Annotated in this window: 21 protein-coding genes; 5 read left to right on the top strand and 16 right to left on the bottom strand. The window is 45.8% G+C overall.

All coding sequences use genetic code 11. The features are described from left to right. The first annotated feature begins 106 nt into the window (after positions 1 to 106). Entirely contained in the window at positions 107 to 538 is a 432-nt protein-coding gene (locus LEP1GSC061_RS01960) for a hypothetical protein (protein WP_040507600.1), read from the top strand. On the opposite strand, the gene LEP1GSC061_RS01955 is transcribed toward LEP1GSC061_RS01960, so the two are convergent. The 8 genes from LEP1GSC061_RS01955 to recN form a co-directional block, all read right to left on the bottom strand. Beyond that, on the bottom strand, positions 521 to 1,702 hold the full coding sequence (locus LEP1GSC061_RS01955; RefSeq protein ID WP_016543443.1) for a glycosyltransferase family 4 protein: 1,182 nt from the start codon (positions 1,700 to 1,702) through the stop codon (positions 521 to 523). The two genes, LEP1GSC061_RS01960 and LEP1GSC061_RS01955, sit on opposite strands and share 18 nt — an antisense overlap. Next, positions 1,683 to 2,537 (bottom strand): 3'(2'),5'-bisphosphate nucleotidase CysQ, encoded by an 855-nt coding sequence (locus LEP1GSC061_RS01950; protein WP_016544087.1) that lies wholly within the window; start codon positions 2,535 to 2,537, stop codon positions 1,683 to 1,685. The genes LEP1GSC061_RS01955 and LEP1GSC061_RS01950 overlap by 20 nt, the downstream gene beginning before the upstream one ends. 11 nt (positions 2,538 to 2,548) lie before the next feature. Continuing rightward, complete coding sequence (locus LEP1GSC061_RS01945) at positions 2,549 to 2,986, bottom strand: LIC11625 family surface-exposed protein (protein ID WP_016543843.1); 438 nt, start codon at positions 2,984 to 2,986, stop codon at positions 2,549 to 2,551. Between the two features lie 61 nt (positions 2,987 to 3,047). Then, positions 3,048 to 5,258 (bottom strand): ATP-dependent helicase, encoded by a 2,211-nt coding sequence (locus LEP1GSC061_RS01940; protein ID WP_016543633.1) that lies wholly within the window; start codon positions 5,256 to 5,258, stop codon positions 3,048 to 3,050. Positions 5,259 to 5,269: 11 nt separating this feature from the next. Continuing rightward, entirely contained in the window at positions 5,270 to 8,167 is a 2,898-nt protein-coding gene (locus LEP1GSC061_RS01935; RefSeq protein ID WP_016543529.1) for a BamA/OMP85 family outer membrane protein, read from the bottom strand. A 94-nt stretch (positions 8,168 to 8,261) separates the two neighbouring features. Then, entirely contained in the window at positions 8,262 to 8,723 is a 462-nt protein-coding gene (locus LEP1GSC061_RS01930; protein WP_016543451.1) for an ExbD/TolR family protein, read from the bottom strand. Between the two features lie 2 nt (positions 8,724 to 8,725). Beyond that, entirely contained in the window at positions 8,726 to 9,331 is a 606-nt protein-coding gene (locus LEP1GSC061_RS01925; RefSeq protein WP_016543333.1) for a MotA/TolQ/ExbB proton channel family protein, read from the bottom strand. A gap of 130 nt (positions 9,332 to 9,461) precedes the next feature. Then, positions 9,462 to 11,168: a DNA repair protein RecN gene (recN, locus tag LEP1GSC061_RS01920; protein WP_016543800.1), complete on the bottom strand. Its 1,707-nt coding sequence runs from the start codon at positions 11,166 to 11,168 to the stop codon at positions 9,462 to 9,464. 268 nt (positions 11,169 to 11,436) lie between these two features. On the opposite strand from recN, the gene LEP1GSC061_RS01915 reads away from it, so the two are divergent. The 3 genes from LEP1GSC061_RS01915 (at position 11,437) to LEP1GSC061_RS01905 (ending at position 13,627) form a co-directional block, all read left to right on the top strand. Further along, entirely contained in the window at positions 11,437 to 12,141 is a 705-nt protein-coding gene (locus LEP1GSC061_RS01915; RefSeq protein ID WP_016543520.1) for a hypothetical protein, read from the top strand. Next, the gene (locus LEP1GSC061_RS01910; protein WP_016543591.1) at positions 12,125 to 12,895 is read left to right on the top strand and encodes an SDR family NAD(P)-dependent oxidoreductase; all 771 of its coding nucleotides are present in this window, start codon (positions 12,125 to 12,127) and stop codon (positions 12,893 to 12,895) included. The genes LEP1GSC061_RS01915 and LEP1GSC061_RS01910 overlap by 17 nt, the downstream gene beginning before the upstream one ends. Before the next feature lie 429 nt (positions 12,896 to 13,324). Then, positions 13,325 to 13,627 carry an ArsR/SmtB family transcription factor gene (locus LEP1GSC061_RS01905; protein WP_016543651.1) on the top strand — a complete coding sequence of 101 codons (303 nt, stop codon included), beginning with the start codon at positions 13,325 to 13,327 and terminating at the stop codon, positions 13,625 to 13,627. Positions 13,628 to 13,661: 34 nt separating this feature from the next. On the opposite strand, the gene rfaD is transcribed toward LEP1GSC061_RS01905, so the two are convergent. The 4 genes from rfaD to queG form a co-directional block, all read right to left on the bottom strand. After that, positions 13,662 to 14,630: an ADP-glyceromanno-heptose 6-epimerase gene (gene rfaD, locus LEP1GSC061_RS01900; RefSeq protein ID WP_040507598.1), complete on the bottom strand. Its 969-nt coding sequence runs from the start codon at positions 14,628 to 14,630 to the stop codon at positions 13,662 to 13,664. A 12-nt stretch (positions 14,631 to 14,642) separates the two neighbouring features. Continuing rightward, positions 14,643 to 16,400, bottom strand: coding sequence for a UbiD family decarboxylase (locus LEP1GSC061_RS01895; protein WP_016543962.1), 1,758 nt, complete (start codon positions 16,398 to 16,400; stop codon positions 14,643 to 14,645). Further along, entirely contained in the window at positions 16,400 to 17,407 is a 1,008-nt protein-coding gene (locus LEP1GSC061_RS01890; RefSeq protein ID WP_232218344.1) for an A/G-specific adenine glycosylase, read from the bottom strand. The genes LEP1GSC061_RS01895 and LEP1GSC061_RS01890 overlap by 1 nt, the downstream gene beginning before the upstream one ends. A gap of 224 nt (positions 17,408 to 17,631) precedes the next feature. Next, positions 17,632 to 18,564, bottom strand: a complete 933-nt coding sequence (gene queG / locus LEP1GSC061_RS01885; protein ID WP_016543350.1) for a tRNA epoxyqueuosine(34) reductase QueG — start codon at positions 18,562 to 18,564, stop codon at positions 17,632 to 17,634. Between the two features lie 5 nt (positions 18,565 to 18,569). On the opposite strand from queG, the gene LEP1GSC061_RS01880 reads away from it, so the two are divergent. Further along, positions 18,570 to 18,953 (top strand): LIC_11502 family protein, encoded by a 384-nt coding sequence (locus tag LEP1GSC061_RS01880; protein ID WP_016543364.1) that lies wholly within the window; start codon positions 18,570 to 18,572, stop codon positions 18,951 to 18,953. Here LEP1GSC061_RS01880 and LEP1GSC061_RS01875 read toward each other — a convergent pair whose 3' ends face one another. The 4 genes from LEP1GSC061_RS01875 to LEP1GSC061_RS01860 all read right to left on the bottom strand — a co-directional run bounded on the left by LEP1GSC061_RS01875 (position 18,954) and on the right by LEP1GSC061_RS01860 (position 24,553). After that, the gene (locus LEP1GSC061_RS01875; protein WP_016544133.1) at positions 18,954 to 19,877 is read right to left on the bottom strand and encodes a DUF350 domain-containing protein; all 924 of its coding nucleotides are present in this window, start codon (positions 19,875 to 19,877) and stop codon (positions 18,954 to 18,956) included. 10 nt (positions 19,878 to 19,887) lie between these two features. Further along, the gene (gene map / locus LEP1GSC061_RS01870; protein ID WP_016543436.1) at positions 19,888 to 20,646 is read right to left on the bottom strand and encodes a type I methionyl aminopeptidase; all 759 of its coding nucleotides are present in this window, start codon (positions 20,644 to 20,646) and stop codon (positions 19,888 to 19,890) included. A gap of 7 nt (positions 20,647 to 20,653) precedes the next feature. Then, the gene (locus LEP1GSC061_RS01865; RefSeq protein ID WP_010419029.1) at positions 20,654 to 20,887 is read right to left on the bottom strand and encodes a hypothetical protein; all 234 of its coding nucleotides are present in this window, start codon (positions 20,885 to 20,887) and stop codon (positions 20,654 to 20,656) included. A 237-nt stretch (positions 20,888 to 21,124) separates the two neighbouring features. Beyond that, the gene (locus LEP1GSC061_RS01860) at positions 21,125 to 24,553 is read right to left on the bottom strand and encodes a SpiroCoCo family coiled-coil protein (RefSeq protein WP_040507592.1); all 3,429 of its coding nucleotides are present in this window, start codon (positions 24,551 to 24,553) and stop codon (positions 21,125 to 21,127) included. Between the last annotated feature and the right edge of the window lie 24 nt (positions 24,554 to 24,577).

Raw genomic sequence — 24,577 nt, 5'->3', positions numbered from 1 at the left:
TATACTCGTACATCCGATCTACAAGTAATTTAAGCGAAAAGAATCTAACCTTTCTATCCTTGCATTTATGACCGATGGACGAAAACTCGTATTTAGCGACGGCTCCATGGAACAGAACCGCATCTACAATTACTTCTATACCTTCGAAGAATTCTTTCAATATCTGAAAGGAAAACGTTACTTAGGAGAAGGAATGTCTTCCTTTGCAGATCCGGAAGTCGTAAAGCAATGTCCTAAAACTAGTTTGGTTTTGGATCCCCAGAAAGGAATCACACTGAAATTCAAAAGCGGAGACTCGGAAACGATACGGGAAACCGCCGACTGGAACGATACGGACTGGACTAGAAAGGAAGATTGGTTCGTTTGGATCCCGAATCAGGGAGAGGAAATCTCCTTACAGGCCTTGGATTCCGAAAGAATCCATCTCTATTGGAAAGCCTCTCAGGATATTCTATTTTCGGGAATTCTCGATTCCAGAAGAAAATCCTTCCGGGCGGAATTAGTCCAAAAAATCAAGAATCTATTTCGGTCTCGTTAAATCCAAAAAGGCTTCTTTTGCCTTTTTGGCGGATATTCTTCTTTCAAATTTCTTTAAATTCGGTTTTTTGAATGCTTTCCTTTTGCGAGTGAAGGCAAGCAACTCTTCCTCCCAGGCTCGCGTCGAATCAGGCTCTACGTAAACGCAGGAATTTCCGGCGATCTCCCGAAACACTTCCAGGTCGGAAACGATACAAGGAATAGAATAGGCCAGCGCCTCCAAAAGAGGGATTCCGAAACCTTCGTAAATGGAAGGAAAAATAAAAAGTTCGGCTTTGGAATAAAGATACTGCAATTCCGACCGGTCCGGAGAATCCACCCAGACCAAATCTCCCTTATCGGCAGCCGCCTTAAATTCCGTTAAAAATTCCGGGGATTCCCATCCTTCCTTTCCGGCATGAACCCAGATAAGCGGGTATTTCGGATTCTTCTTTTTCAGAGAAGAATAGGCCGTAAAGAGTGTGGAGAAATTCTTTCTAGGTTCCAAAGTGGAAACGGTTAGGAAAAATCTTTTAGGAATTGCTGAGGTTCTTAGAGTAGGCGCCTTAGAAACGACTCGGATTTCTTTCGGCTCGTATCCCGGATATACGATCCGAATCTTCTCCGAAGGATAATCGTAATATTTTCGAAGTTCTTTGGCGGTGAATTCCGAATTCGCGAGGACCAGATCCGCTCTTAGGATACTTCTTCTCAGATAAAATAACTGCTGTAAACGGGCGATAGGCCTCATCGTATCCGGAAATCTATAAGCCACTAAATCATGATAGGTAAGAACGCCCGGTATATTTTCGGGCAGAAACGGAGGAAATACCTGTTGGGTTCCCCAAAATAAATCGATCCCGGAGTTTCTCAATTGGAGAGGAAGAGCAAGACCGAAATAAAGTCCCCCTTTCTTTGCCAGGAGTCCAGTCCCAAGACGCATTTGAATATTAGGATATTCCAAAATATGCTTATATCCTTCATGCAATTCCCTATGGGAGAAAAGGATAAATTCGAATTCTTCATCCGAATCGAATCCCATAAGTACTGATTCGATCAACTTTCCCACTCCGGAAACTGGAGTGGAGAGCGGACGAGCATCCACTCCTATTCTGATTTTCTTCGTCGATTCTTGGTTCTTTTTGGACAAAACGGATCCCCGAATATTACCAATGATCCCGGACATTTGCCTGCAGAAAGGATTTATATTTTTCCCAATAGGATTCGACGAATTCTTTCTTACCGGCCAAGAGTCCTATCCCTAGGCGGGAACTCAGGAAAGGATAAGACTTCGACGATCGAATCTCGAGTTCGGTTCCCCCCGAGGCGCGCAGTATCGCGATTCCTCCGGCGACATCCCAATCGTTTTTGGGTCGGAGTGAAAGCGTCAAAGGATATTTCCCTATTCCGACTAAAGCGAGTTTGTATGCGATAGATCCCATGGGCAAAAGTCTATATTCGGGATTACCCGGAATATCCTTGTACAACCCGCTCTTTTTTTCGGATACGGAAACCAATACATCCTTAGGATTCGTTTCCCGTAAATCCTCCAGGAATTTCGTATGTGAACTCCAATCTATTTCATGCTTTCTGAATGGAGGCTTAAGAACTAAGTAACCGGAACCGATTCCTTCTACACCCCAAATAAATTCCCCTTTGGCGGGATTCATTACGATTCCGAAAATTGGTTTCCCTTTTTCCACTAGTCCCAGACTGATTGCGAACTCGGGGTTCTTCGCTACGAATTCTCTAGTCCCGTCTATGGGATCCAGAATCCATACCCTTTTTCCTTCCGCGGAAGCGGGGGTAAAATTCGTTTCCTCCTCGGAATAAACGGGATCTTTTAAAAGGGAGCGTATTCCTCCTGCGATGATTTCATTCGCACGGAGGTCGGCCTCTGTGATCGGATCTCCTTTGGTTTTTTCGCGAACCTGAAAATCCGTATTATAAATGGAGATGATTTCGTCCGCAGCCTCCAGAACAAGCTTGGAAACTATTTCCGCTTCTTCCGGAAACCGCATCGTAAAATCGTTTATTTACCGGTCGCGGGGGTTGCCGGTTTCTCGTCCTTATGAGGCTCTTCTTCCAGATTCTCAGGGCGAACGTAAAAGACCTCGTTGATAGGAGTCTGAAGGTAGATTTCCGGATCCATTAGATAACTATAAAATACGATATATGTCTTGTATTTTACATAGACTCCGAAGGTCCCTTTTTGAGGCTCGTACTGGATGGAATCCGCTTTAAGATCCTTGGTATATTCCTTATAATCCAGATATTTTCGATGAAGGCTGTATTTTAAAGCCGATAGAAGGTTCTTCTCCAGGGTAGCTTTCTTTACGGAATCGGAAAGCTTTCGGTTTTTATTGTATTCTTCCACCTTATTGAATTCTTCCACCAAACCGCTGACTTTACCAGCAAACAATGGGGTCGCCAGGCTGAGTGCCAAGGCCAGTATTACGATCCGTTTCATTGCTTCTCCTATGTTCCTACAGTTTAGTATCGGTATTTCCAGGGCGGAACTTTTCCCTCGGTTATAATTTCTCCAGGGGGGTGTAGGCAAGGAAAAAGTTCTTCTCCACCCCTCCGAATCGGATTTTCACCTTCCGATTCTTGCCGGTTCCCTGGACGGAAACCACCGTCCCTACCCCGAACTGACCGTGTTTTACCCGACTCCCTTCGGTAATATCCGCCTCTTCCCCTAGAGGTTTGGAGTTCGGATCGGGAGTATAAGTAGAAACCGGTTCTTCCCGAGTTTGCGTAAAGGCTCCGGAAGAAGCTCTAGGCGGTCCATCCGGTCTGCGAACTCCTTTTCGGGAATGAAGTCTGTCTCCTCCGAAACATTCCTCGGGGATTTCGGAAAGAAAACGGGAAGAAATCCTAGATTCTATTTTTCCGAATTTACGGGAGTTCCTGCAATAACTGAGATATAGATGCTCCCTGGCTCGGGTCAAGGCCACGTAAAAAAGCCTTCTTTCCTCTTCTTCTCCTTTCGGTTCTTCGAGGCTCATTAAATGCGGAAAGGTCCCCTCTTCCAAACCAGTCAGAAATACGGTGGGAAATTCGAGCCCCTTGGCATTGTGAATGGTCATGAGATGCACATAATCCGTCAACTGAGCGCTATCCTCTTCGGAGGTGAGAAGACTGATCTGATTCAGGTATTCCTCCAGGGTAGGAGAATCCTCCCTGGATTCGTATTCTTCGATGGAGTTCACGAATTCTCTTACGTTCTCCACTCTGGATACGGCCTCTTCGTCGTGGGCGTTTCTTTCCATGTATTCGACCCAGCCGGATCTTTCCACGATCTGCAAGGCGATTTTGGAAGGGAGTTCTCCCTTCTCTTTCATCTCGATCAGGTCTTCGAATAAATTGAATAATTCCTTCGCTTTTCCGAGCCCCGCCTTTTTTAAAGGAAGATCCGCCCTTCCTATCGCTTCCAAAAAGGAAATCCCTTCCCGGATGGAGAATTCGCGGATTTTTTCCAGGCTCGCTTCCCCTATTCCCCTTGGAGGAGTATTCACAATTCGTAACATGGAATTCGAATCCAGAGGATTCGCCACCACGTTCATATATGCGATCATGTCCTTGATCTCCGCACGATCGAAAAATCGGAATCCTCCGAAGATCTTATACGGAATCCCGGAAGTTCTTAGCGCCTCTTCGAAATATCTGGATTGCGCATTCGTTCTGTAGAATATGGCAAAATCCTTATATTCGGCGCCCCTCGCCGAACCGGATCGGATCTTTCTTACGGTATCGTATGCTTCCTCGTTTTCGTTTTCGTATTCGGAGAGAAGAATAGGATCGCCTTCCGGGTTATTCGTAAACAATTCCTTGTCTTTACGATCTTCGTTGTTCGAAATCACACGGGAGGCCGCGCGGATGATGTTCGAGGTGGACCTGTAATTCTCCTCCAGTTTTACGACGAAAGCGTTCGGGAAATCCTTTTCGAAATTTAAAATATTCGAAATATCGGCGCCTCTCCAGGAGTAGATGGATTGATCGTCGTCCCCTACCACGCAAAGATTTCCTCTTTCTCCGGAAAGTAATCTTACAAGATGGTATTGGACCTTATTCGTATCCTGATACTCGTCCACCATGATGTAATTCCATCTATTCTGGTATTTAACCAGGACTTCCGGGTTTTCCCGGAAAAGCTGGACGGTTTTTTGGATCAAGTCCCCGAAATCCATGGCTTGGTTTTTAGCCTTTCTTTTTTCGTATTCCTCGTAAATGGAAGCGATCACCTGGGAACGATGGGAAAAATTCTCCTTTCTGATATAAGCGTCCGAATCCGAAAGGGAATCCTTCCAGGAGGAAAAAATAGAAGCCAAGGAGGAAGGTTTGTACTGTTTCGGATCTTCGTGTAGATCCTTGATCACCTGCTTGATTAGGGATTCTTGTAATACGGAATCGTAAATCGTAAAGGCGGAACCCATCCCCAAATATGCGATCTCTCTTCTCAATATAAATAGGCAAAGCGAATGAAAAGTCTTGATCTGAACGTTAAAAGGAATGGATGGAACCAGGCGAGAAACCCTTTCCAACATCTCCGCCGCGGCCTTGTTCGTAAAAGTAAGGGCACAGATGGAATCGGTCTTACGGTTCAGAATCAGATTGGCGATTCTATGGGTGATTACCCTCGTTTTTCCGGAGCCGGCACCCGCTAAAATCAATACGGGCCCCTCTAGTCTCTCGACTGCGGCCTTTTGAGGAGGGTTCAATCCTTCTAAAAGATCGGACAAGGGCTCGTACCTTAGAACCTATAATCGCCGATACCGAATACGAATTGGAAGGCGTTATCCGACTCGTACCTTTCGAACGGAGCCCAGAAATTTCCCGTAGGTTTCAATTTTTGTGCGAAATAAATACGTAAAGGCAACACCGGTATCTGGATACGAAGCCCCACACCCCAGGAGTATCTCATACGATCGAAGGCAACGTTATCCGCCGAAAGAACGAGTCTCGCCGGGTTATTCAGATCGTCGTAGGTCACGTCGGCCTTTCTACCGTTTTGAGTATTAAAATTATTTTGTATATACCATGACAGAGGATTAGCCTGGATCGCCGCTTCCTTATTCTTATCGTAATTATCGAAGTAGTCCTTCTTGGTTCCCACCGCTCGATTGACTTCTTCGTAAAGCGCTCCCCCATCCAAGAAGACCACTAACCATAACAGGCTCGGCTCGATAGGAATCCGAAGCTCGGAATCGAATAGGATCCTATGCTGGGCACCGTCTCTCCATTCCGTCGGATATTTCGCATCGTTATAATACCAACCGCGTAGGGACTCGTAACCTCCGATGATCAGCAAGTCTTGCGGACGGATATAAGGGTCCTGGACCGGATCCTGATTTTTGCCGCCCCCTGCGGGAGACCTTTGGAATATGAAGGTATTCGATGTCCGGAATTCCTGGACGACCCTCCACCTGCGTAACGCGTTATTCCGCAATAAACCGCCGAAGGTAAAATCGAACCAGGTATGGTAGTATTCCGCCATGATCCTATACTGATCGAAGTGCGAACTACCTCCTAAATATTGTCCTACGTTATCCACTTGGAAAAGAATATCGTATCCTCTAGTGGGAGCGAAAACGTTATCCCGAATATCGTAAGCGATTCCGTTCGTGATCTGGGACCGGAATTGCCATCCCCTTCTCACGTTAGCCAAAACGGAGTCGGATACGAGAGCAGTAGGATTCGAGTAGGAATAAAACGCAGGAGTATATCTATGAAAGTGGGTCCAGTTAGTGGCCAACCTATGGGCCACCCCGATCGTTACCCCGAGACCGTTGTTATCGTAGGTGGCGTTTTCCACAACGGGGGCAGTAGTACTGTCGGAGATAGCGATTGTGGAAGTGGATCCCAAAAAGATCGTTCTGGAAAAATAGAACATGGAAAGAGAAAGAGACCAAGGAGTATCGTTCATCCAAGGTTCCGTCCATGATAGCTGGAAGGATCTACGATAAGGTCCGAATTCCAAACGACCGGAAACTTTTTGTCCGGTTCCGTTCAGGTTATTCTCCCCGATCTCCGTGAAGATGGTAAATCCGGTAATGGTTCCGTATCCTCCCCCCATGGACACGGTTCCGGTAGGCTGCTCCAATACTTCGATGACCAGATTCATCTTGGTATCGTCCGAACCCGGGCGCATATTGAAGTTTACTTCCTTGAAGTAGCCTAAGTTGAAGATCCTCTCCCTAGAACGGTTCACTAAAGTGGAATCGAATAGGTCCCCCGATTTAAAGAGTAACTCCCTTCGGATCACTTTATCTTGGGTCTTCTTATTTCCCTTGATGATTACGTTTTCGATCTTAGCGAGATTATTTTCGCGGATGGTGAATTCCACGTGTACGAATTTTCTGCCCCGCAGCTCGGGACTTCTGTTATGAATCTCCCTGAGTTTTCTGATATTCAATTGTTTGTATTCGTCTTCGCAGATCTTTCTTTCCAGATCCGTCTTTCTAGAATAACAGTTCTCATAATATTGCAGACTCTCTTCGTCCAAAGAGACTACCTTTCTACGCGGGATCACCTGAGCGAAGATATGCCCTTTGGATCCGTAGAGTTCGTTCACGGAGGATCTGTCCCTCATGAAAACGGTCTCGTCGAAGATCTCCCCGGCATCCTTGGTGCTATAATCCAAGGTCCTCTCTATTTCAGAAATAGTGAATAGAGGCTTTAGCTTATCCTTGGAAGTTTCGGGAGGGTTATTTTCCTTATTCAAGAAAATCGGACGGCCGTCCCCATCCAGAGTCATATCATGAGCTACAGTATACCCGTTGAAATAATAGACCTGCCCCTCGTAGAGCTTGATATTTACGATGATAACCCGTCTGTTTTTCTTTTCCGGATTTTCCCAATGGATTTCCCAGTTGGTTCCCTCTCGGACCAATTCCGAGTCCAGGTAACCCTTACTTCTAAGATATGCCTGCAAAGTTTCCTTATCTTTTTCAAAGGCGCTTTCCTTGAAGTTTCCGCCTTCGAAGAGACCTTCTTCCTTCAAATCCATAAGGCCCAAGAGTTCGGAGGTCTCCACGGTTTCGTTTCCGTAGATATTGATCTTTGCGACCGGAATTTCCTCCCCTTCGTCGATGATAAATCTGACTCGCACTAGGTTGGTCTTAGGATCCGGCTTAGCCAATTCCACTTTTACGTAAGCGAGAAAGAATCCCTCGTCTCTGTATTTTTGTAGGATGATATCTCTGGACTTAGCGACTTTTTGGGGAGTGATGACCTCGTTTTCCTTTAAGGGCATCTTTTCTCTTAGGTCCGCGGGAAAGACCTCGTCCGCCCCCACGAATTCCACGTCTTTGACCCTGGGACGTTCCTTCAGTTCGACGATGATACGAATCCCACCGTCCATTTCTTCGGCTTGTATATCGATGAAATAGAAAAAGCCGGAAGCGAATAATGTCTTGAGATCCCTGTCGATTAAGCCTCGAGTCAGGTTCTTTCCTACCTTCAATTCCAACATGGACGCGATATCCGCATCCGGAGTGTTCTTATTCCCGTTAAATTTGATTTCTCTGACTACCTTACCAAAGTAGTCGCCTTTCTTGGAAAGAAGTTGGGAGATTTCACCCGAATAAAATAGAGAGCCTGCTAGGAAGAAAACGGCGAATAACTTATTTATGGGTGCTTTTCGTTTCAAGATTCTTATAACAAGCGCCGTCTGGCGCAATTTATTTTATTAGCGAGCGGGGATCTTAGGATCTATTCTCGCCGAGCGCGATTCATGAAAAGAATCACTGGCTTCCCGGCTGACGGACCATCGCCAAATTGAACCTGGTTACACCCGCTTCATTCACTTTATCGATCACTTTAACGATCGTTTGGTAATTCGCTCCACCATCCCCTCTAATGATCACTCTGTTCTTATTGGGCTCTTTTTTATCTTTGTCTTCGGGCCCATTGAATATTTTTATTTTCTCGGTCAATTTTTCCAAAGGAACCGGCTCGGTATCCTTATCTAGAAAAATCTTTCCGTCCTTATTCACCGTAATGATAAGTTCGTCTTTTTTCTTTTCTTGGGCGGTACTAGAGGATCTAGGCAACTCGATCTTGATCACCGTCGATTTTTCCAAAGTGGCATTCATTAGAAAGTAGATCACAATGAAACTAATCACGTCGATCATGGGGGCTAGTTCGATCTGCCCCGCACGAAATCCGGATTCTCCTCCTCCGCGTTTCCACTTTCTGAATTTCATAATTATTTCAAAAACCTAAGAGCTTGTTCGGAAAGACTCTCCATTTCGGAGATGGCATCTTCTTTTCTTTTTTGAAAGAAGTTATGAAATATATAAGCGGGAATCGCAACCGCGAGCCCCATTGCCGTGGTAATCAAGGCCTCGCTGATCCCCACTTCGGCTCCTCTGGTTCCGGAACCTTCCGCAAAGGAGCGAATGATCCCTAAAACCGTTCCCAATACTCCCAATAGAGGGGAAATCGTCGCAATCGTTGCCAAAGAAGAAAGAAACTTTTCCATTCTTTGGATCTGATTCAATCCTTGGGTGAGAATCTCGTCCTCCACCGAAGAAGAGTTTTTCTTATATTGCGCGATCCCGGCTTGGAGAACTTGGGAGAATGGACCTTGGCTCAGACTGCGTATCAGATCGGAAGCGGAGTCTACATTCTTGGCTTGGAGCAAGTCCTTCACTCTCCTCCAATCGTCGGGAGAAAGGGACTTCCAACGGGAAAAGAAGATTAATCTTTCTATGATGATAGTAAAGCCGATAATCGAAACCAAGAGAATCAAAATGGGGACGGTTTCCGGAGGAATAATGGAAACCAAAGAATCTGTTTTCGCAAGAATCATATACGACGGGAGTTCTCCATGGAGTAGGGTTTCCAAGTCTGCCCTCCCTGCCAAACGATTTTTAAAAGGAATTGCCTCCTTTTTACCAAGCCCGCAAAATGAGCTTGGTAAAAATAGGACAAAGGCAAGCTTACACCGCCTTCTTTTTCAGCAATTCCTTCGCGTGATCGAGAGCGCCTCGTGAGATATTTTGACCCGAGATCATTCTAGCGAGTTCCAATGTACGCTCCTGCATCCCTAGGAAATTTGCCTCGGAGATCGTTCTTCCATCTTTTACATGCTTGCTGACCAGAAGATGATGATCCGCTGCTGCCGCAATTTGCTGTAAATGTGTGACTAAAACGATCTGGTGAGTCTTAGCAAGCACTCTCAGTTTCTTGGCAACGTCCATCGCAATCTCTCCTCCCAGACCGGAGTCGATCTCATCTAAGACCAAGACTTTTCCGTCGTAATTGGATCCTAAAACGCTCTTGATCGCTAGCATGACCCTGGAAATCTCCCCGCCAGAAGCGATTTTACGCAAAGGTCTCGGCTTTTCTCCCGGATTCGGGCTAAAGTAGAATTCCGCTTGGTCTAGGCCGAGTTCGTTTACTAGATAAGATTTCCCTTGGGCTTCCACTTCTCCTTCCGGACTGGTTTCCCAACGTAAGACTACCTGGATTCCGGCTCCTTGCATCCCGAGCATTTCCAGTTCGGATTTCAATCGAGTCTCGAATCCGTGCAGAACCTCTCTTCTGGACTTGGACAATTTCAGACAGAGCTGAGTTAATTTCTCCGCAGCACGTTTCATTTCCTTTTCCAGGGAAACCTTAGAATCCAAATTTTGTTCTAGGGCGCCTAGTTCGTCTTCGGCTTTCTTCTTTGTGCTTAAGATTTCCTGAATCGTAGATCCGTATTTTTTTTTCAGTTTTTGGATGAGATCCAAACGAGTCTGTACATGGGCCAATCTATCCGGGGAAAAGTAGACTTCGTCCTTTTGGTCCTGAGCGCTAGTATTGATTTCGCGTATCGTAACATAGACTTCTTTTAAGGAAGAATCCAATTCTAATAGGGATTCGCTTAAAGTTTTGATCTTATCGGAGGCCCCTAAAATTTTCGGAAACACTCCGATGATGGAAGACTCCGTCTCCGACAAATAACCCGTAATGATCTCCAGATTTTCCGTCAGCTTTTCACCGTGAGTCAGCAGATTTTCTTCCTGGGATAATTCCTCCTCTTCCCCGTCTTTCAAGTTAGCGGTCTGGATTTCTTCAATCTGGTATTGTAGGATTTCCTTTTTGCGATTCTTGTCCGCATGAGTGGATTCCAATTCCTCCAGTCTTTTTTTGAGGCTCTTGTATGTATAAAAGGCTTCCTTGACTTCTCCCCGCAAAGGATGGAGTCCCGCATGGGAATCCAAAATATCCAATTGCTGCGCCTTGTCCAAAAGTAGAATCTGATCGTTCTGGTTATGGACTTCCGCTAGAATCTCTCCTAGGCTCCTGAGAACTTGGGCGGAGGATAAGGAATGATTGATTTGGATTTTAGTCTTTCCGTCCCGAGAGAATTCTTTACGGATCACGACTAAATTGCCCTCCGAAGAAAATCCTTTTTCGGTCAGCCATTCTTTCGCCGCGGGATTTCCGGAAATGTCAAATCCTGCCTCCAAGGCATAGCGATCCGCACCCGTCCGGATATCCATGGCTGTACTTTTTCCTCCTAATAAGGAACAAAGAGCATCCAATAGCAGGGATTTGCCGGATCCGGTCTCTCCGGTTATGGAAGTCAATCCTCGGCTCCAGTCGATTTGGGCCGATTCTATAAGGGCAAAATCTCGGATTGTAAGTGTTTGAAGCATAATTCCTCCCAAAATGGTAACCAAACATATATATAGTTATATATTTATGTAAACTATTTTTTTGTATAGTATAAGAAAAAATCGGAATGTCTTTCCACTTTCGCTACAAACACTTTAAGAAAATTTTACAAATGAGAATCTGAGTCGGATCCGGTTTCCAAAAACCGGGAGTGGAATGGTCAATTCCGGGAGAATTCGGATTTTTGATTGCATGAATCGGAAGAACGAAAAAGACTGGGAAACGATTTTTTCTCCGCGAAGGACGAGCATGGCCAAAAGCTTTAAACAATTAGACGCCCAGCTCTCTGAATACATTCAAAGCCGTTCCCGCATCTCCATCCAATCCTCACGGATGAACTCTAAATTAGAAAAATACGTTCTAAGAATCCTAACCGAAGTTCTGGAAAAACTGGGGCAATCCAGGTATATCGAGATGCTTTATACGATCACCAAGGAAATGGCGATCAACGGAGTCAAGGCCAACCAAAAACGAGTATTCTTCGAAGACCTTGGATTGGATATCCGGGATCCGGAGCATTATGACCGGGGACTGTCCCAGTTCAAAGAGAATTTCTCCGAAAAAATGGCGGACGAATACGGTAAACGCTGTTTAGCTCGAGGGGTTTTCGTGAAAATCACCGTGATCTACACGGAAGAAGGTTTGGTCGTCGAAGTAGTCAATAATACCCCTGTAATCGAGATCGAAGAATCCAGGATGCGGGAAAAAATGAAAAAGGCGATGGAATACAATGATATCGCAGAATTCTATATGGACAATATGGATAATACCGAGGGCGCCGGACTCGGTATCGCTCTCATCATGATTCTACTCAAGAGCGAAAATATAGATCCGAATCTCTTCCGGATCCAAACCCAAGCTTCCGAAACCGTAGCCAGAGTGGAAATTCCTTTTACAGATAAATACGTAACCATTAGAAGCAAGGAAATCAACCAAGTTGGAAATCACAGGTAAAACCGCAGTAATCACCGGCTCTGCCGGAGGCTTAGGCAAAGCCATGGCCGAAAAATTCGCCAAGTTAGGGGCTAATATCGTTCTCTCGGATGTCTCCGAAGAAAGATTAGCCTCAGCCCTCAAAGACATCCAAGCGCTGGGCGCCAAGGTAATCGCAGTCAAAACGGACGTCTCCAAAGAAGCGGACGCCGAAAAATTGATGGCGGAAGCGGTCTCCGCTTTCGGATCGGTAGATATAGCGGTACTCAATGCGGGAATTCTTAGAGACGGCCTCTTAATCAAAGCCGATAAGCAAACAGGGAAGGTTGCATCCAAACTTTCCCTGTCCGATTGGCAGTCTGTCATCGACGTTAATCTCACCGGAGTATTTCTGACAGGAAGAGAAGCGGCAGTCCAAATGGTAAACCAAGGCACAAAAGGAGTGATCATTCCTATTGCTTCCGTGTCCATGCACGGAAATCCGGGCCAGACCAATTATTCCGCGGCAAAAGCGGGAGTAGCTGCTATGACAAAGCTTTGGGCAAAGGAACTAAGCCGGTATGGAATTCGCGTGGCAGGAATTGCACCGGGCTTCATCGCTACCGAAATGGTAATGAAGGATATGAATCCGGAAGCCCTAAAAAAATGGGAGGCTCAAATTCCCATAGGCAGACTTGGAAAACCCGATGAAATCGCTAGTACGGCAGTTTTCATTGCGGAAAACGAATTAGTAGACGGAGTCGTCTTAGAGATCTCTGGAGGAGTTAAAATCTAAGCTTCCCATTCTTGGAATCCCTCTTTTTGGGGGATTCCGCATAACTTCCATACTTTTGCCCTCCATTCTCCCCATTTTAACCAAATCCGATACCCTTTTATAAGGAATTAGAATAATAGCAAATTCGAAGATTCTAATAGTTCAATTCTCGTTTATTCCCAATTTCGAATATTTCGTTTTTCCCATCCTTATTATGATTCGATGAATTCACCAATTGAGAATCAGACTTAATTGTGAACGTTAACGTAAGTATCTCGTCTCGCGAAATTATATAAACAGTTGATAATAAAGATTTTTCCTTCATTTTCATAATTATATCATAATTTACACGATTTATAATTTTACGAAAAAATATATATTGATTACGTAAATCCTTGAAAATTTCAAAGGAACTGCTACGATGGAAAGAAATACTATTGAAGGCAGATTATGGCAGCCCAAAAGTTAGATATTAAGAAAACTCATCTGGATGCGACGATCCGTGGATTGAAAGCGGTAGCCCATCCCGATCGACTGAAGATTTTACTTCATCTTTCCAAGAAGGAACATAGCGTAGGGGAACTGGTAGATGCGTTAGGAATTAGCCAATCCGCCGCGTCTCAGCATTTAAGCAAAATGAAAGAAGCGGGATACCTCGGAAGTAAGAAAGTATCCAACCAGGTTTTCTACTCGATTAAGGATCAAAAATTCAAGGCTTTCGCAAAGTCTTTGCTTCAGATCTTCTCGAGATAATTCGAACCCCCGGGGCTCAAATTCTTTGGGCCCCTTATTCTCCTTCCTCTTTTAGCAATCGAACATAGTCAGAAATAGCCGATTTCAAATCAGTAAATCCTTCGGAGTACCCGCTCGCCAATAGTTTCTCGGTTTCGGCCTTTGTATAATATTGGTATTTAGGCCTCAAAGTCTCCGGCATATCCACGTATTCTATATTCGCGGGTTTTCCTAACGCGGAGAATAGCGCCTCGGCCAGATCGTTCCAGGTCTCCGCCACCCCTCTCCCCACGTTAAATAAGCCGTATTTTCCCTTGGAGAGAAGGTGGAGGCTGATCTTAGCCGCATCCTTGGCGTATAAGAAGTCCCTTTTCTGCTCTCCGTCCTTGTATTCGTCGCGGTACGATTTAAATAAACGTAATTTGCCTTCGGAGAGTATCTGTTCGTAGCCCTTTAATACGACGGAACGCATATCTCCCTTGTGAGCCTCTCCGAATCCGAAAATATTGAAATATTTCACCCCGGTGATTTTGTCCAGGAAGCCCTTCTTCTGAGCGTAAAGATCGAACATATGCTTGGAATATCCGTACATATTCAAAGGTTTTAAAGGGGAAATCGGGGCCTTATCGTCGTATCCCTGGGCGCCATCTCCATAAGTGGCCGCGGAAGAAGCATAAAGGAAGCGGACTCCCCTTTTTAAGGATTCCTCGGCCAAAATCTTAGTGTATTCGAAATTATTTCGGATGAGATAAGAAGCGTCCGTCTCGGTTGTGGAGGAGCAAGCCCCCATATGAAGAATATGAGAGAAGGATTTGAGAATCTTACCTTTTTGAACTTTACGAAGAAATTCATCTTTTTCCAAATAATCGGAAAATTCCAACTCTCTCAAATTTTTCCATTTGGAAGAATTGCCCAAATGATCCACGATCAAAATCTGAGATATTCCCTTTTCGTTGAGCAACCGGACTAGATTGCTTCCGATCAATCCGGCCCCGCCGGTCACGATCACCCGTTTCATTGACATTGCTCCATTGGATTACAAGGAATCTATTAGTCTACCAAATCTGGATTCTACCTGACGGGAGATTTTCGGATCCTCCTCCAAAACGGGAGGATACCAATCCTTGAGACGAGCGTCGATTACGATGGGACCTTTAAAAGAGATATGATTTCGAACCACGTTCGAATTCCCGTATAAATCCGCCGCAGGCTCGAATCGAGTGAATACATGCCAAATAAAATCGTGATCCGATTTGGTCGCCTCCTCGGAATCGTCCACAAGTGCCACGATCGTAAAGTCTTGGAGGGACTTTTCCTTTAGTGCGGAAAGAGCTAGTCCGTCTCCTCTCTTATATTTCGAAGCGCTTATCACTAAGACGCCGGGACAATACAGTTTCGGATTTTTGAATTTAGGATTCTTGAGAGTTCCGTTCCAGGAATTCTTTAACTTTCTAATCTTAGGCCCTACTCCGAGTAAAACGGCTTTACTTCCCTCGTTCACTTTCGGTCCGGTATAATCCAGAGTGTCTTGAGAGATATTGGAGAATATATGCAAATCCGTCTCCGGATTGAACCTCTCCAAAGCTGCCAAGAAAGTCGTCCGGAAATCCTGCAATGGAACCTCTTGGTCCGTCACTACCAGAAATTTGGTCAAGGAGAGTTGCCCTTCTCCTAAGATGCGGAGTGCCCCCATAAAGGCTTCCTTCTTGTATCTTTCCTTGACGATAGCTGCCGCCAGAGAATGCACTCCCGATTCTTCATACGCCCAAACGCCTTTCACCTGGGGCATAACCAGAGGAAACATAGGAGAAAGTAGATGTTGCAGGTATTCGGCGATCCAATGGTCTTCTTGGGGAGGACGACCGACTACCGTAGCCGGCCATATCGCGTCCTTGCGTGCGAAGATTTTTTCCACCTGAAAGACCGGATAATCGTGTTTCAAAGCGTAATATCCGTAATGATCTCCGAACGGTCCCTCCGGTCTGCGTATCTTAGGAGGAATTTTTCCTATCAAGGCGAAATCCGCGTCCGCTACGATGGGAAGAGGGCTTATATTCTTATTTTTGAATATTCTCAATCTCTCTCCCAGTAGGAGGGACGCGAGCAGAAATTCGCTGATCTCCTCCGGCAAAGGAGCAACGGCGGAGATGGTAAGTGCGGGAGGGCCGCCCACGTAAATATGCGCCGGCAGCGCCTGGCCTTTGGCTTCCGCCTCGGAATAATGAAATCCTCCCCCCCTATGGATTTGGATATGCATCCCGGTCAATTCCGGCTCATGGAATTGTATACGATACATTCCCAGGTTTCCTTTTCCGGTATTCGGACTCTCGGTGTAAACTAATGGAAGAGTGATGAATCTTCCCGCATCCCTAGGCCAGGATTTCAACGCGGGCAATTCTTCCGTGCTTTCCAATGTCCGAGAAAGAACTTCCGCAGTTCCCACTTTTCGCAATCCCACTCGGAAAGCAGTCCAGGCTAGGGACCTAGCCTCCCATATTTTTTGGAAAGAAGGAGGCGCTATATTCTTAGCCGTGAAAGCAAGTTTCTGAACGAAGCGGACTGGATCCTCACCGAAGGCGATGCGTATCCTGGATTCGGAACCGTATAAATTCGTGGCTACGGAAAACTTAGAACCCTTTACATTTGTGAATAAAAGTGCGGGTCCTCTTTTGGCGACCACTCTTCTTTGGATCTCTGCGATCTCCAGAATCGGATCTACTTCTTCTCCGATCTCTAAAAGTTCTCCCTTCCGGGCCAATTCTTTTACAAAATCTGCGGTGGATCGGATACTCATTAGGCTCCCCTATTCTGTTTTCCTTTTCGGTAGGATTTTTCCAAACCCGGCAATTCGCTTTCCCTTTTTGTAAACGCCTTCTTGATTTTTTGGGCCACGGAGGAAGGGAACTCGGTCTCCAGGGAATCCCAATCGCACCATTTGGTTTCCGAATTCGGATGGATCTTTTCTATTCTTTCGGAAACGTATTTTTCTCCGGAAGCATCCAGTCTAGTTTCGGATACTCTACCTACGATTTTATGATGGGTGATTGTATGCTTGAACTGAATTCCACAATCCCCTAAAGAATCGAATAGCTTCGCTATCGGATCCGGATCGTAAGGAGAATTTCCCTCCCAAGAATAAGGCAGAGAATAGATCGTCTTAAAGAAACGCCGTTGCGGATAACGTAAGAGTAGAATTCCCTTCTTTCCATGAACGATAAAAAAGCGGATCGTAAGCGGGACTTCCTTCGTCTTCTTCTCCGTTGGGGGAATGGATTCTTGGACTCCTTCTTTGTAAGCTGCGCAGTCCTCGCTCAAGGGACAATCCGAACAAAGGGGTCGCGGAAGACAGATCCTGGCCCCGAGCTCCATTATGGCTTCGTTATGTTCTCCAGGATATTTAGGATCCAAAAATCGATCGGCGATCTCTTGTAAGACGAGATCCGACTTGGCCCCGTTCTCCCTAAATAGGCTCAGACGGGAGAGAACTCGTTTCGCATTTCCGTCCAATACCGCAAATGGAAGTCCGTAAGAGATGGATAAGACGGCTCTCGCAGTATAGGGTCCGATTCCCGGAAGAGAAAGTGCGTTCTCCAAGCTACGGGGAAATTCTCCCCCGAAATCGCGAACCAGCTTTTGCACTCCCGCTCTGAGATTACGAGCGCGGGAATAATACCCTAAACCCTTCCAGTAGCGTAGTACCTCCTCCTCGTCTGCAAGGGCCAGAGCTTGGGGAGAAGGGAAGCGCTTCAAAAATGCATCGTACAAGGGTAACATAGCGCTTACTCTTGTCTGCTGGAGCATGATTTCGCTCACCCAGGTAGAATAAGGGCTACGGTTTCTCCTAAAGCTGAGGTCCCGCTTTTCTTTTCGAAACCAGTTTCTTAATTTTTCCCGGACTTTCGATTGAAGGATTCCTTCCTCGAACGGAGATTTCTGAGAAACTACCGGCATGTTCTGACTATCCAACCTTCTCCCAGGTCCCGGGAAAAGGAGTTTTTCCGAGAAAGAGGAAAGAAGCCAGGATCTTATTTTTCCCTTTTTACAGTATCCAAGTTTCGACGGAATTGGGAATAGGAGATCCTACTTACAGCCGAATCCCGGAACCGTTCCCTAAACTCCGATTCGTTTAGATTTTCCAATTTACCTTCTTCCTTAAAGATATCCCGGATCTTAAATTCTAAAATTTCGGTCTTCCGATCGTTTTTCTTGGCCTTGATTCGATTCCAGGGACATACTTCCTGGCAAATATCGCAACCGTAAGCCCAGCCATGCAATCCTGCGACTTCCTCCGAACGATCTTCAATGGTCTTATAAGAAATGCATTTTCTAGAATCGATGCGATAGGGTTCCAACGCATCGGTAGGGCAAGCATCGATGCAAGCGGTGCAAGTCCCGCATCTGTCCTTAGCGGGAAGATTCGCAATTTGCAAAGGAAGATCCGTAAATAGAACCGTTAAAAAGAAGAAGGATCCGAATTCTTCGTTCAATAGATTGGTATTCTTACCTACCCAGCCGATACCGGCCTCTCTCGCCAATACCTTCTCGGGAACCGGTAAGGAATCCACACCTTGTCGGAATCTGTTTCCGGGAAAGAGCGCCTTGAGACGATCGATTACCGCCGCACCTCTTTTTCTTAAAACGGAATGATAATCCTCACCCATAGCGTATCGGGAGAATCGAAAAGGAAGTCGCAAATTCTCGTATTCGGTATCCGAGTACAATGCTCCGAATACTAAAACCGTTTCCGGTTTAAAACCCAAGCCTTCCAACTCTAAGCGGAGAGGCATGTTTCTAGGATACCATTCCATACTCCCATGCCTTCCTTCTTCCACCCAAAGACGGATCTTTTCCTTATCGGATTCGGGAACGATGGCAGGAGCCGCTCCGAAAAGCTGGAAGCCTTCTCGACCCGCGATTTCCCGCAACTCAGTTAGAAGTTCTTTACTTTCGAAGACCATAATCTATGATTTTCAGTATGAAGGAAGGAGAAGAGGATTTCCTACAACCATTTTCGGGAGTTCCAGGAGGAATTCCATTGCAGGAACTCTTAACCGCTGCGAAGGAAGCAGGATTGGATCTCCCCCAGGAAAGGAGTCGCCCTTTGGGTAGGATACTTCTTGCAGGGATCTTAGGCGCTCTGAGGGGATTTTCCGAGAGAGGACTCTCTCCTTTTCTTCCCTTGCACAAACCGATCTTCAAGGAGATCTGCGACGATCTACGAGAAGCCTATTCCTTTCTGGCTCTGGAAGAGAATGAAAAGATGGTATTGCAAGAAGCGGCAGAGTTCGGTACCAAGAAAGTTTACCATTTAGAATGGAAACTCTATTCTTCTCAGGAACTCTTTTAACTATACCGCAAAGAAAATGATCGCTGAAAAAGAGACTAACACCACAGCCTCCAGCAAACCCGCTCCGAAATTTTGGTCTCTTTCGATTTCCTCTTTCAGAGTCGAACCGGGAAGAACCACCCAGTCCGCAAAGAAATGCAAAACGGGAATCAATAGGAACGCAAGACCTAGATCGAGTAAAAGCAGAATTCCGGTTTGAAGTAAGGACTCGAATTCTCTAAATAGGGCGCGGGTCAATAGTATGCCGATCGCAAGTAGAGCTCCGGCAAAAGCGGTGCCCGCCGCCAGATTTTGTTTGGATTCCAATTCGTTTCTCAATCGATAGGGAATCCAAAGCTTATAATAATAAGCGAAAAGAATCATACCTATCTGCCCCACCGCGAAAAAAATCACGGATAAAATGCAACCTATGATCGTCTTCTCAAGGATAGGCGATACGCCCAAATTCAAACCCCCGGGGAAAACTTTGGCGCCTATATCTCCGTTCAACGCGGCGGCGATAAAAAAGGAACTAGCGATGGTTCCTCCGAACAGAACCGATGCGACGGCTAGATTCTTTTTTTCGTAAATTTCTTCCTGGGCGTCTATCCCACCTAAAATCAAACCGTCGTTGATTTTCTGAGAAATCAAAAGTAGAAGGACTCCTAATATGGAGAAGGAAAACACTTGGATAAGATCGTTCAGAAACTGTCCTTCTTCTCCCGGATGAGAGACTACCGTGATGAAAAGAATGATGATCCCTAAATAATGCCCCGAAAGGGATAAGGCCAGGGCTCCGTTATCGGAACGGACCAATTCATGATCCAATTTACGGGGTTCCGTCCAATCCTTTACCTTCTTGCCGATGAAGAAAACGAGGAAGCCTAAACCGAAAAAGGCGAAATCCTTTCCTAGGACAGAAATATATTTCCAAACGAAATCCATGCCCACCAGATTACTCCGGTAGGGTTAAAATTTCATAGCCTTTTTCTGTAACGAGTATCGTATGTTCGAATTGAGCGGACCATTTGCCGTCTTTAGTATTTACGGTCCATCCGTCTTTTTTGGAGAAGATCACTTCCCAGGTTCCCAGATTCACCATGGGTTCTATCGTGAAAGTCATTCCTGGCTCGAGTTTTGCCAGTTTACGATTGGAGCGATAATGGGGAATCTGAGGTTCCTCATGGAAGCCCCTTCCGATACCGTGACCCATGAGATCTCGAACGATTCCGTATCCTTTAGGAGTCAGATAATCGTCGATCGCATTCGCGATATCGCTGACTCGATTGCCTGGTTTTACTTGTTCGATCCCGACCCACATGGCCCTTTCGGCGTCTTTTACGAGTCGTTCCACTTCGGGAGAAGTCTTTCCGCCTACTATGAAAGTACGGGAACTATCTCCGTGGTAGCCGTCCACAATGGGAGTTACATCCACATTTACGATATCCCCGTCTTTCAACACATCGGTCGCTTTGGGAATACCGTGACAGACAACGTCGTTAATGGAGGTACAAACGGATTTTGGAAATCCCTTGTATCCTAAAGGCGCAGACTTACCGCCTTTTTTTTTTGTGAATTCTTCGCAGAGATCGTTGATAACGAGAGTACTAACACCCGGCTTGATATAGCCGGATATATAGTCCAGAAGTGCGGCGGCTAGTTTGCCCGCCGCCCTCATTTTCTCGATTTCAGATTTGTTCTTGATGTAGATCAAGAATCTCTTAGAAGTCGGTTGGTCTTACCGTAGTGCGTTTGTTCGCCTCGGTACGTTTCAGTGCATCGTCGATCAGTGCGTAGAGCTTCTCATTCAAGCCGTCGACCGCATCTCCGGAAGTCATAAAGCCTTTGGACTTGATATAAGCTTTTACTTTGCTTGCGACGATGAGGGTATCCTTTTCAGCGCTTTGAGCCATGGAATTCTTCCTCTTAACAGTAGTTTTCTTTTTTTGTACCATACGAACGAGCTTTGGGGGCTTCTCCTTTTCCCATCCCGAAACTTTCCGGAACGTATCGAATTTATTAAGATACGTTTCCAGAGGGCTCGAAAAAAGGAATCATTTTCGAAAAAGCTCCTTATAATTTCATTGTTTTCTTAAAAACTAAGAAAGTACTCCTATGAAATTTATTACGTAACGTATAATACAAGTCGGAACGAGACATATTGGGGGAAAAGGTCGAGGTCAAGAAAAAAATCATCCCTTTTTCACCGTCTCACTCTGAATAATCGTTTGGACTAACGAAGTCTCTAGTCCTAATTTCTCCGCAATGGTCTCTGCAGACCAATGGAAGTTATGAAATAAATTAAGTACGGTCGCTCTCTTTCTAGCGACTAAAGGATTCTTCTCGGAAGACTTCCCGGCTTTGGAAAGTTCCGGCTTGGAAACAGTGGATTGAACCGCATCCATAAAGGCGGAAAGCTTCTCGAACGTATCGTCTGCTTCGGTTAACAAACCTTCCAACTCTTCCTTAACGGCTAAGGCACCGTCTTTCATATCGTCCAGTCTTTGCTGGAGGGTGCTGATCTGCTTATGCCTTTCTCCCAGCTCGCTCATCAGATCCTCGATCTTATCGAACTTAGCTTCCACGGAGAGAATCTCTTCTTTCCTTCCAGCCAAGGACTCCAGACGCTCGTCGGTTTTTCTAAGAGTCTCCGCGACTTCTTTCTCTCTGGCTTCCAAGATGGAGATTTCCTTTTCCATCTCACGGATTTTCTGGCCGACACGACCGGAAGTTTCCTTATGCAATTCCGACTCTTCGCTTAGGTGACGAAGTTCTTCACCTACGGTCGAGACTCTTCCCAAACGTTCTTCCAGATCCAGGAAGCGGTTCTCCATTTCGAAGGCCCTCTCTCCGGCCTCTACTAACTTGCGATGGGTGTCGTTCCATTGAGCGGACTCCTCCATCATCTTCTGGAATTCTTCCCGGAGAAGATCCGCTTTTTCTTGCACAGCGAGAATTTCCTCTTCTCTCTTTTCTACCGCCTCGATCCTGGATTCGAGTTGGTCCTGCAAGCCGCGTATACGATTCAAATTCTGATCCACATTCTCGTAGATCTTGTCTGTATGCTCCGCTTCTTCCAAAGCGTTGCGAACTTCGGATACGAAGTCCTCGGATTTTTGGATAAGTTCTCTGACTTCCAGGAATAATGTGGAACGTTTTTCCGCGTCTTCCATTCTTTCGGAAATTTGGTCCACGGAATTTCTGAGTTCTTCCGCCTCTTCTTCCAATTCCGCAAAAAGGGACTTCTTGGCCTCTCGGATTTCTTCTAAATCCTTGCGGAGATCCATTTGGAGCATACGGTATTCTTTTTGAGCGGTTTGGAATTCTTCTCTTCCCGTTCTTAGGAACTCTTCGGAAGAAGCTTCCGTTTCCTTCAGCAACGCTTTGACCTGGGTCTGGAATCTTTGCATCTGGCCTTCGCTTTCTTCCAAACCGGAGGAAAGCGCATCTTCCAGATTGCGCTTCACGTCCACCAAATGCTTGGCAATACGCTCTTCCAACTGGCCGAGTTGTACCTGTCCTTTGTCCAGAAGATTGGACAATTGCTTGTTGATCTTGGAATCGATGGTGCCATTCAGGCGGTCGATTTTCTCTTCCTGCCTTTCGAAGAATTCCTGACCGGATTCTTTCAATTTTTCTAATACTGCTTTGGCCTGATCCGCAGCCTTGTCCAATTGGGACTCTGTGGTGGTACGGATTCTATCCGCTTGCATTTCCAGAATTTTCTCGTTTTTACGTAGAAGGTTCTCGAATCTCTCGCCTACGGAGGAATATTCTTCTTTGATGGACTCCACTAAATTCTGGCCGTCCACTTTCATTTCCTTATAGCGTACCAGAAGTTCTTCTCGAACCTCTTCCCCGTCTTTACGGAAATTGGCCTTATATTTGGTTACGAATTCCTCAATCTTATCCTTCTGTTCCGCATAAGTCTTGGCGAATTCTTCCAGATACTCCGCGCCTTTGAAATGGATTTGGGAGAGTCTTTCTTCCAAACCGCGGATAGCTTCCATCGTATGATTTTTCTGGGAAACGACTTCGTCTTCCCAGGAGCGAGCGAAATGCTCCAGACGGCGATCCATTTTACGGAATTCCTCGTCTATGCTTGCGCCGATCTCACCGACCTTGGATTCCGTTTCTCCCAAAATCTCTCCCGCCGTCGCTTCCAAGGCTTCCCGGATATCCTTCACATAGGAATCCATTTCCTTCATGCGAGTGGAAACCTGCACATCGAATATTTTTACGTTTTCTCGGATACCGTCCCATTCGGCACGGAATCTCTCGGAATGAGAAGCGTGCAGAGCGGAAAGCTCTTCCTCTAATCCTAGGCGGATTTGCTCGATCCGATTTCTGGATTTTCTTTCTTCTTCGGAACGAGAAGTTTCCAGAGAAGAATGGAATTCTTTTAAACCCACCAGGATTTCTTTTCGCAGATCCTCGGCTTCGTTACGTAGCCCCGCGCTAATACGATTGAACTCGTCTTCGAAAGAATCGATCTGGCGTGTGAGTTCGGATTTTCTAGAATCGGCCTGCTTGAGTAGCTTATTCTCCGCTTCCAAATATTTCTCTTGGAAGATATTAATGGAATCGTTGATTCCTTCCGCTTGTCTGCGAGTTTCGTTTAGGATTTCGTCCCTGCGAGTCAGGGTCTCCAAACTCATCCCTTCTATCTCTTTGCGAATAGCTTCGATCTCGATCTTGACACCGTTCAGAAACGCTTCTTTAGAATGAACGACTTGTTCCAATATTTGATCGTATTTTTGTCTCAGAGAAGATTCGTTTCTCTGGAAGGTTTCTTCCAATTTACGATCCGCAAGTTCCGCTTTCTCTTCTACCCTTAGATCCAATCGATCCAATTTTTCGGAAACCGTAAGGAATGCGGTCTGGATACGATCCGTCTGAGCGTCCATATCCTCTTCTTTAGCCTGCATGGATTCCAGAAGCGACTTCACTTCTTCTCTGGCTTGGTCCACTTTTCCGACGGTGTCGTTCAGGATCGTTTTGGTCTGGCCCTCTAATTTCTGGCGATATGCTTCTCCCAATTCTTCCAAACCGGCTTCCACACGATCGGACTTGGCTTCTAAAAGGCCTTCCAATTCTACGATTTTAGATGCGAGGGATTGTAGTATATCATCGGACCGGAAATTCAATTTCTCCTGGAATGCATCCAATAGAATTTCCGCCTCGGAACGAAGCTCCTGGATTTTAGAACCGATGGCTTGGACTTCCCTTTTCCCCAATTCCAATTTGCCCAAACCTTCTTGGATGGACTGGGACTCTTGGCGGATATCGGAAGAAAGATGTACTACTTCCTTTAAATCCAGAGTGATTGCACTTAAGAAATCCCGATTGGATCGAATCGTATCCAAGAGCTGCCTGGATTCTTCGTTCAGACCCTTTACGTCTTCTGCGAGTTTTCGGGTCTGCTTGAGAGTGATTTCCAATTCGATTCCGGAATCCTTAACGGACTGGATCTTTTCTAGAGCAATCTCCTGCAATTCTTCCTGGAGTTTGCCGGTGTATCGTTTGATTTGACTGAGTTTATAATTCGACTTGTCCATCCTGCGAAGGAGGATAGTTATGCCTACACTGGCCAAAAAAGGTATAAAGAGTTCTAGGCCCATACTGTGAATGAATCAACGATTCTC

It is taken from the genome of Leptospira wolffii serovar Khorat str. Khorat-H2 (assembly GCF_000306115.2).
In the GTDB taxonomy this organism is placed as follows: Bacteria; Spirochaetota; Leptospiria; order Leptospirales; family Leptospiraceae; genus Leptospira_B; species Leptospira_B wolffii.
This window is presented reverse-complemented; position numbering and strand designations above follow the sequence as displayed.

Bases quoted from the DNA above. Each gene is read 5' to 3' on its own strand.
- LEP1GSC061_RS01950 (WP_016544087.1), bottom strand. From the start codon at position 2,537: ATGCGGTTTCCGGAAGAAGCGGAAATAGTTTCCAAGCTTGTTCTGGAG.
- LEP1GSC061_RS01860 (WP_040507592.1), bottom strand. From the start codon at position 24,553: ATGGGCCTAGAACTCTTTATACCTTTTTTGGCCAGTGTAGGCATAACT.
- LEP1GSC061_RS01925 (WP_016543333.1), bottom strand. From the start codon at position 9,331: ATGATTCTTGCGAAAACAGATTCTTTGGTTTCCATTATTCCTCCGGAA.
- LEP1GSC061_RS01955 (WP_016543443.1), bottom strand. From the start codon at position 1,702: ATGTCCGGGATCATTGGTAATATTCGGGGATCCGTTTTGTCCAAAAAG.
- rfaD (WP_040507598.1), bottom strand. From the start codon at position 14,630: ATGTCAATGAAACGGGTGATCGTGACCGGCGGGGCCGGATTGATCGGA.
- queG (WP_016543350.1), bottom strand. From the start codon at position 18,564: ATGGTCTTCGAAAGTAAAGAACTTCTAACTGAGTTGCGGGAAATCGCG.
- LEP1GSC061_RS01865 (WP_010419029.1), bottom strand. From the start codon at position 20,887: ATGGTACAAAAAAAGAAAACTACTGTTAAGAGGAAGAATTCCATGGCT.
- LEP1GSC061_RS01875 (WP_016544133.1), bottom strand. From the start codon at position 19,877: ATGGATTTCGTTTGGAAATATATTTCTGTCCTAGGAAAGGATTTCGCC.
- LEP1GSC061_RS01895 (WP_016543962.1), bottom strand. From the start codon at position 16,400: ATGAGTATCCGATCCACCGCAGATTTTGTAAAAGAATTGGCCCGGAAG.
- LEP1GSC061_RS01960 (WP_040507600.1), top strand. From the start codon at position 107: ATGGAACAGAACCGCATCTACAATTACTTCTATACCTTCGAAGAATTC.
- LEP1GSC061_RS01905 (WP_016543651.1), top strand. From the start codon at position 13,325: ATGGCAGCCCAAAAGTTAGATATTAAGAAAACTCATCTGGATGCGACG.
- LEP1GSC061_RS01930 (WP_016543451.1), bottom strand. From the start codon at position 8,723: ATGAAATTCAGAAAGTGGAAACGCGGAGGAGGAGAATCCGGATTTCGT.
- LEP1GSC061_RS01890 (WP_232218344.1), bottom strand. From the start codon at position 17,407: ATGCTCCAGCAGACAAGAGTAAGCGCTATGTTACCCTTGTACGATGCA.
- recN (WP_016543800.1), bottom strand. From the start codon at position 11,168: ATGCTTCAAACACTTACAATCCGAGATTTTGCCCTTATAGAATCGGCC.
- LEP1GSC061_RS01880 (WP_016543364.1), top strand. From the start codon at position 18,570: ATGATTTTCAGTATGAAGGAAGGAGAAGAGGATTTCCTACAACCATTT.
- LEP1GSC061_RS01915 (WP_016543520.1), top strand. From the start codon at position 11,437: ATGGCCAAAAGCTTTAAACAATTAGACGCCCAGCTCTCTGAATACATT.
- LEP1GSC061_RS01945 (WP_016543843.1), bottom strand. From the start codon at position 2,986: ATGAAACGGATCGTAATACTGGCCTTGGCACTCAGCCTGGCGACCCCA.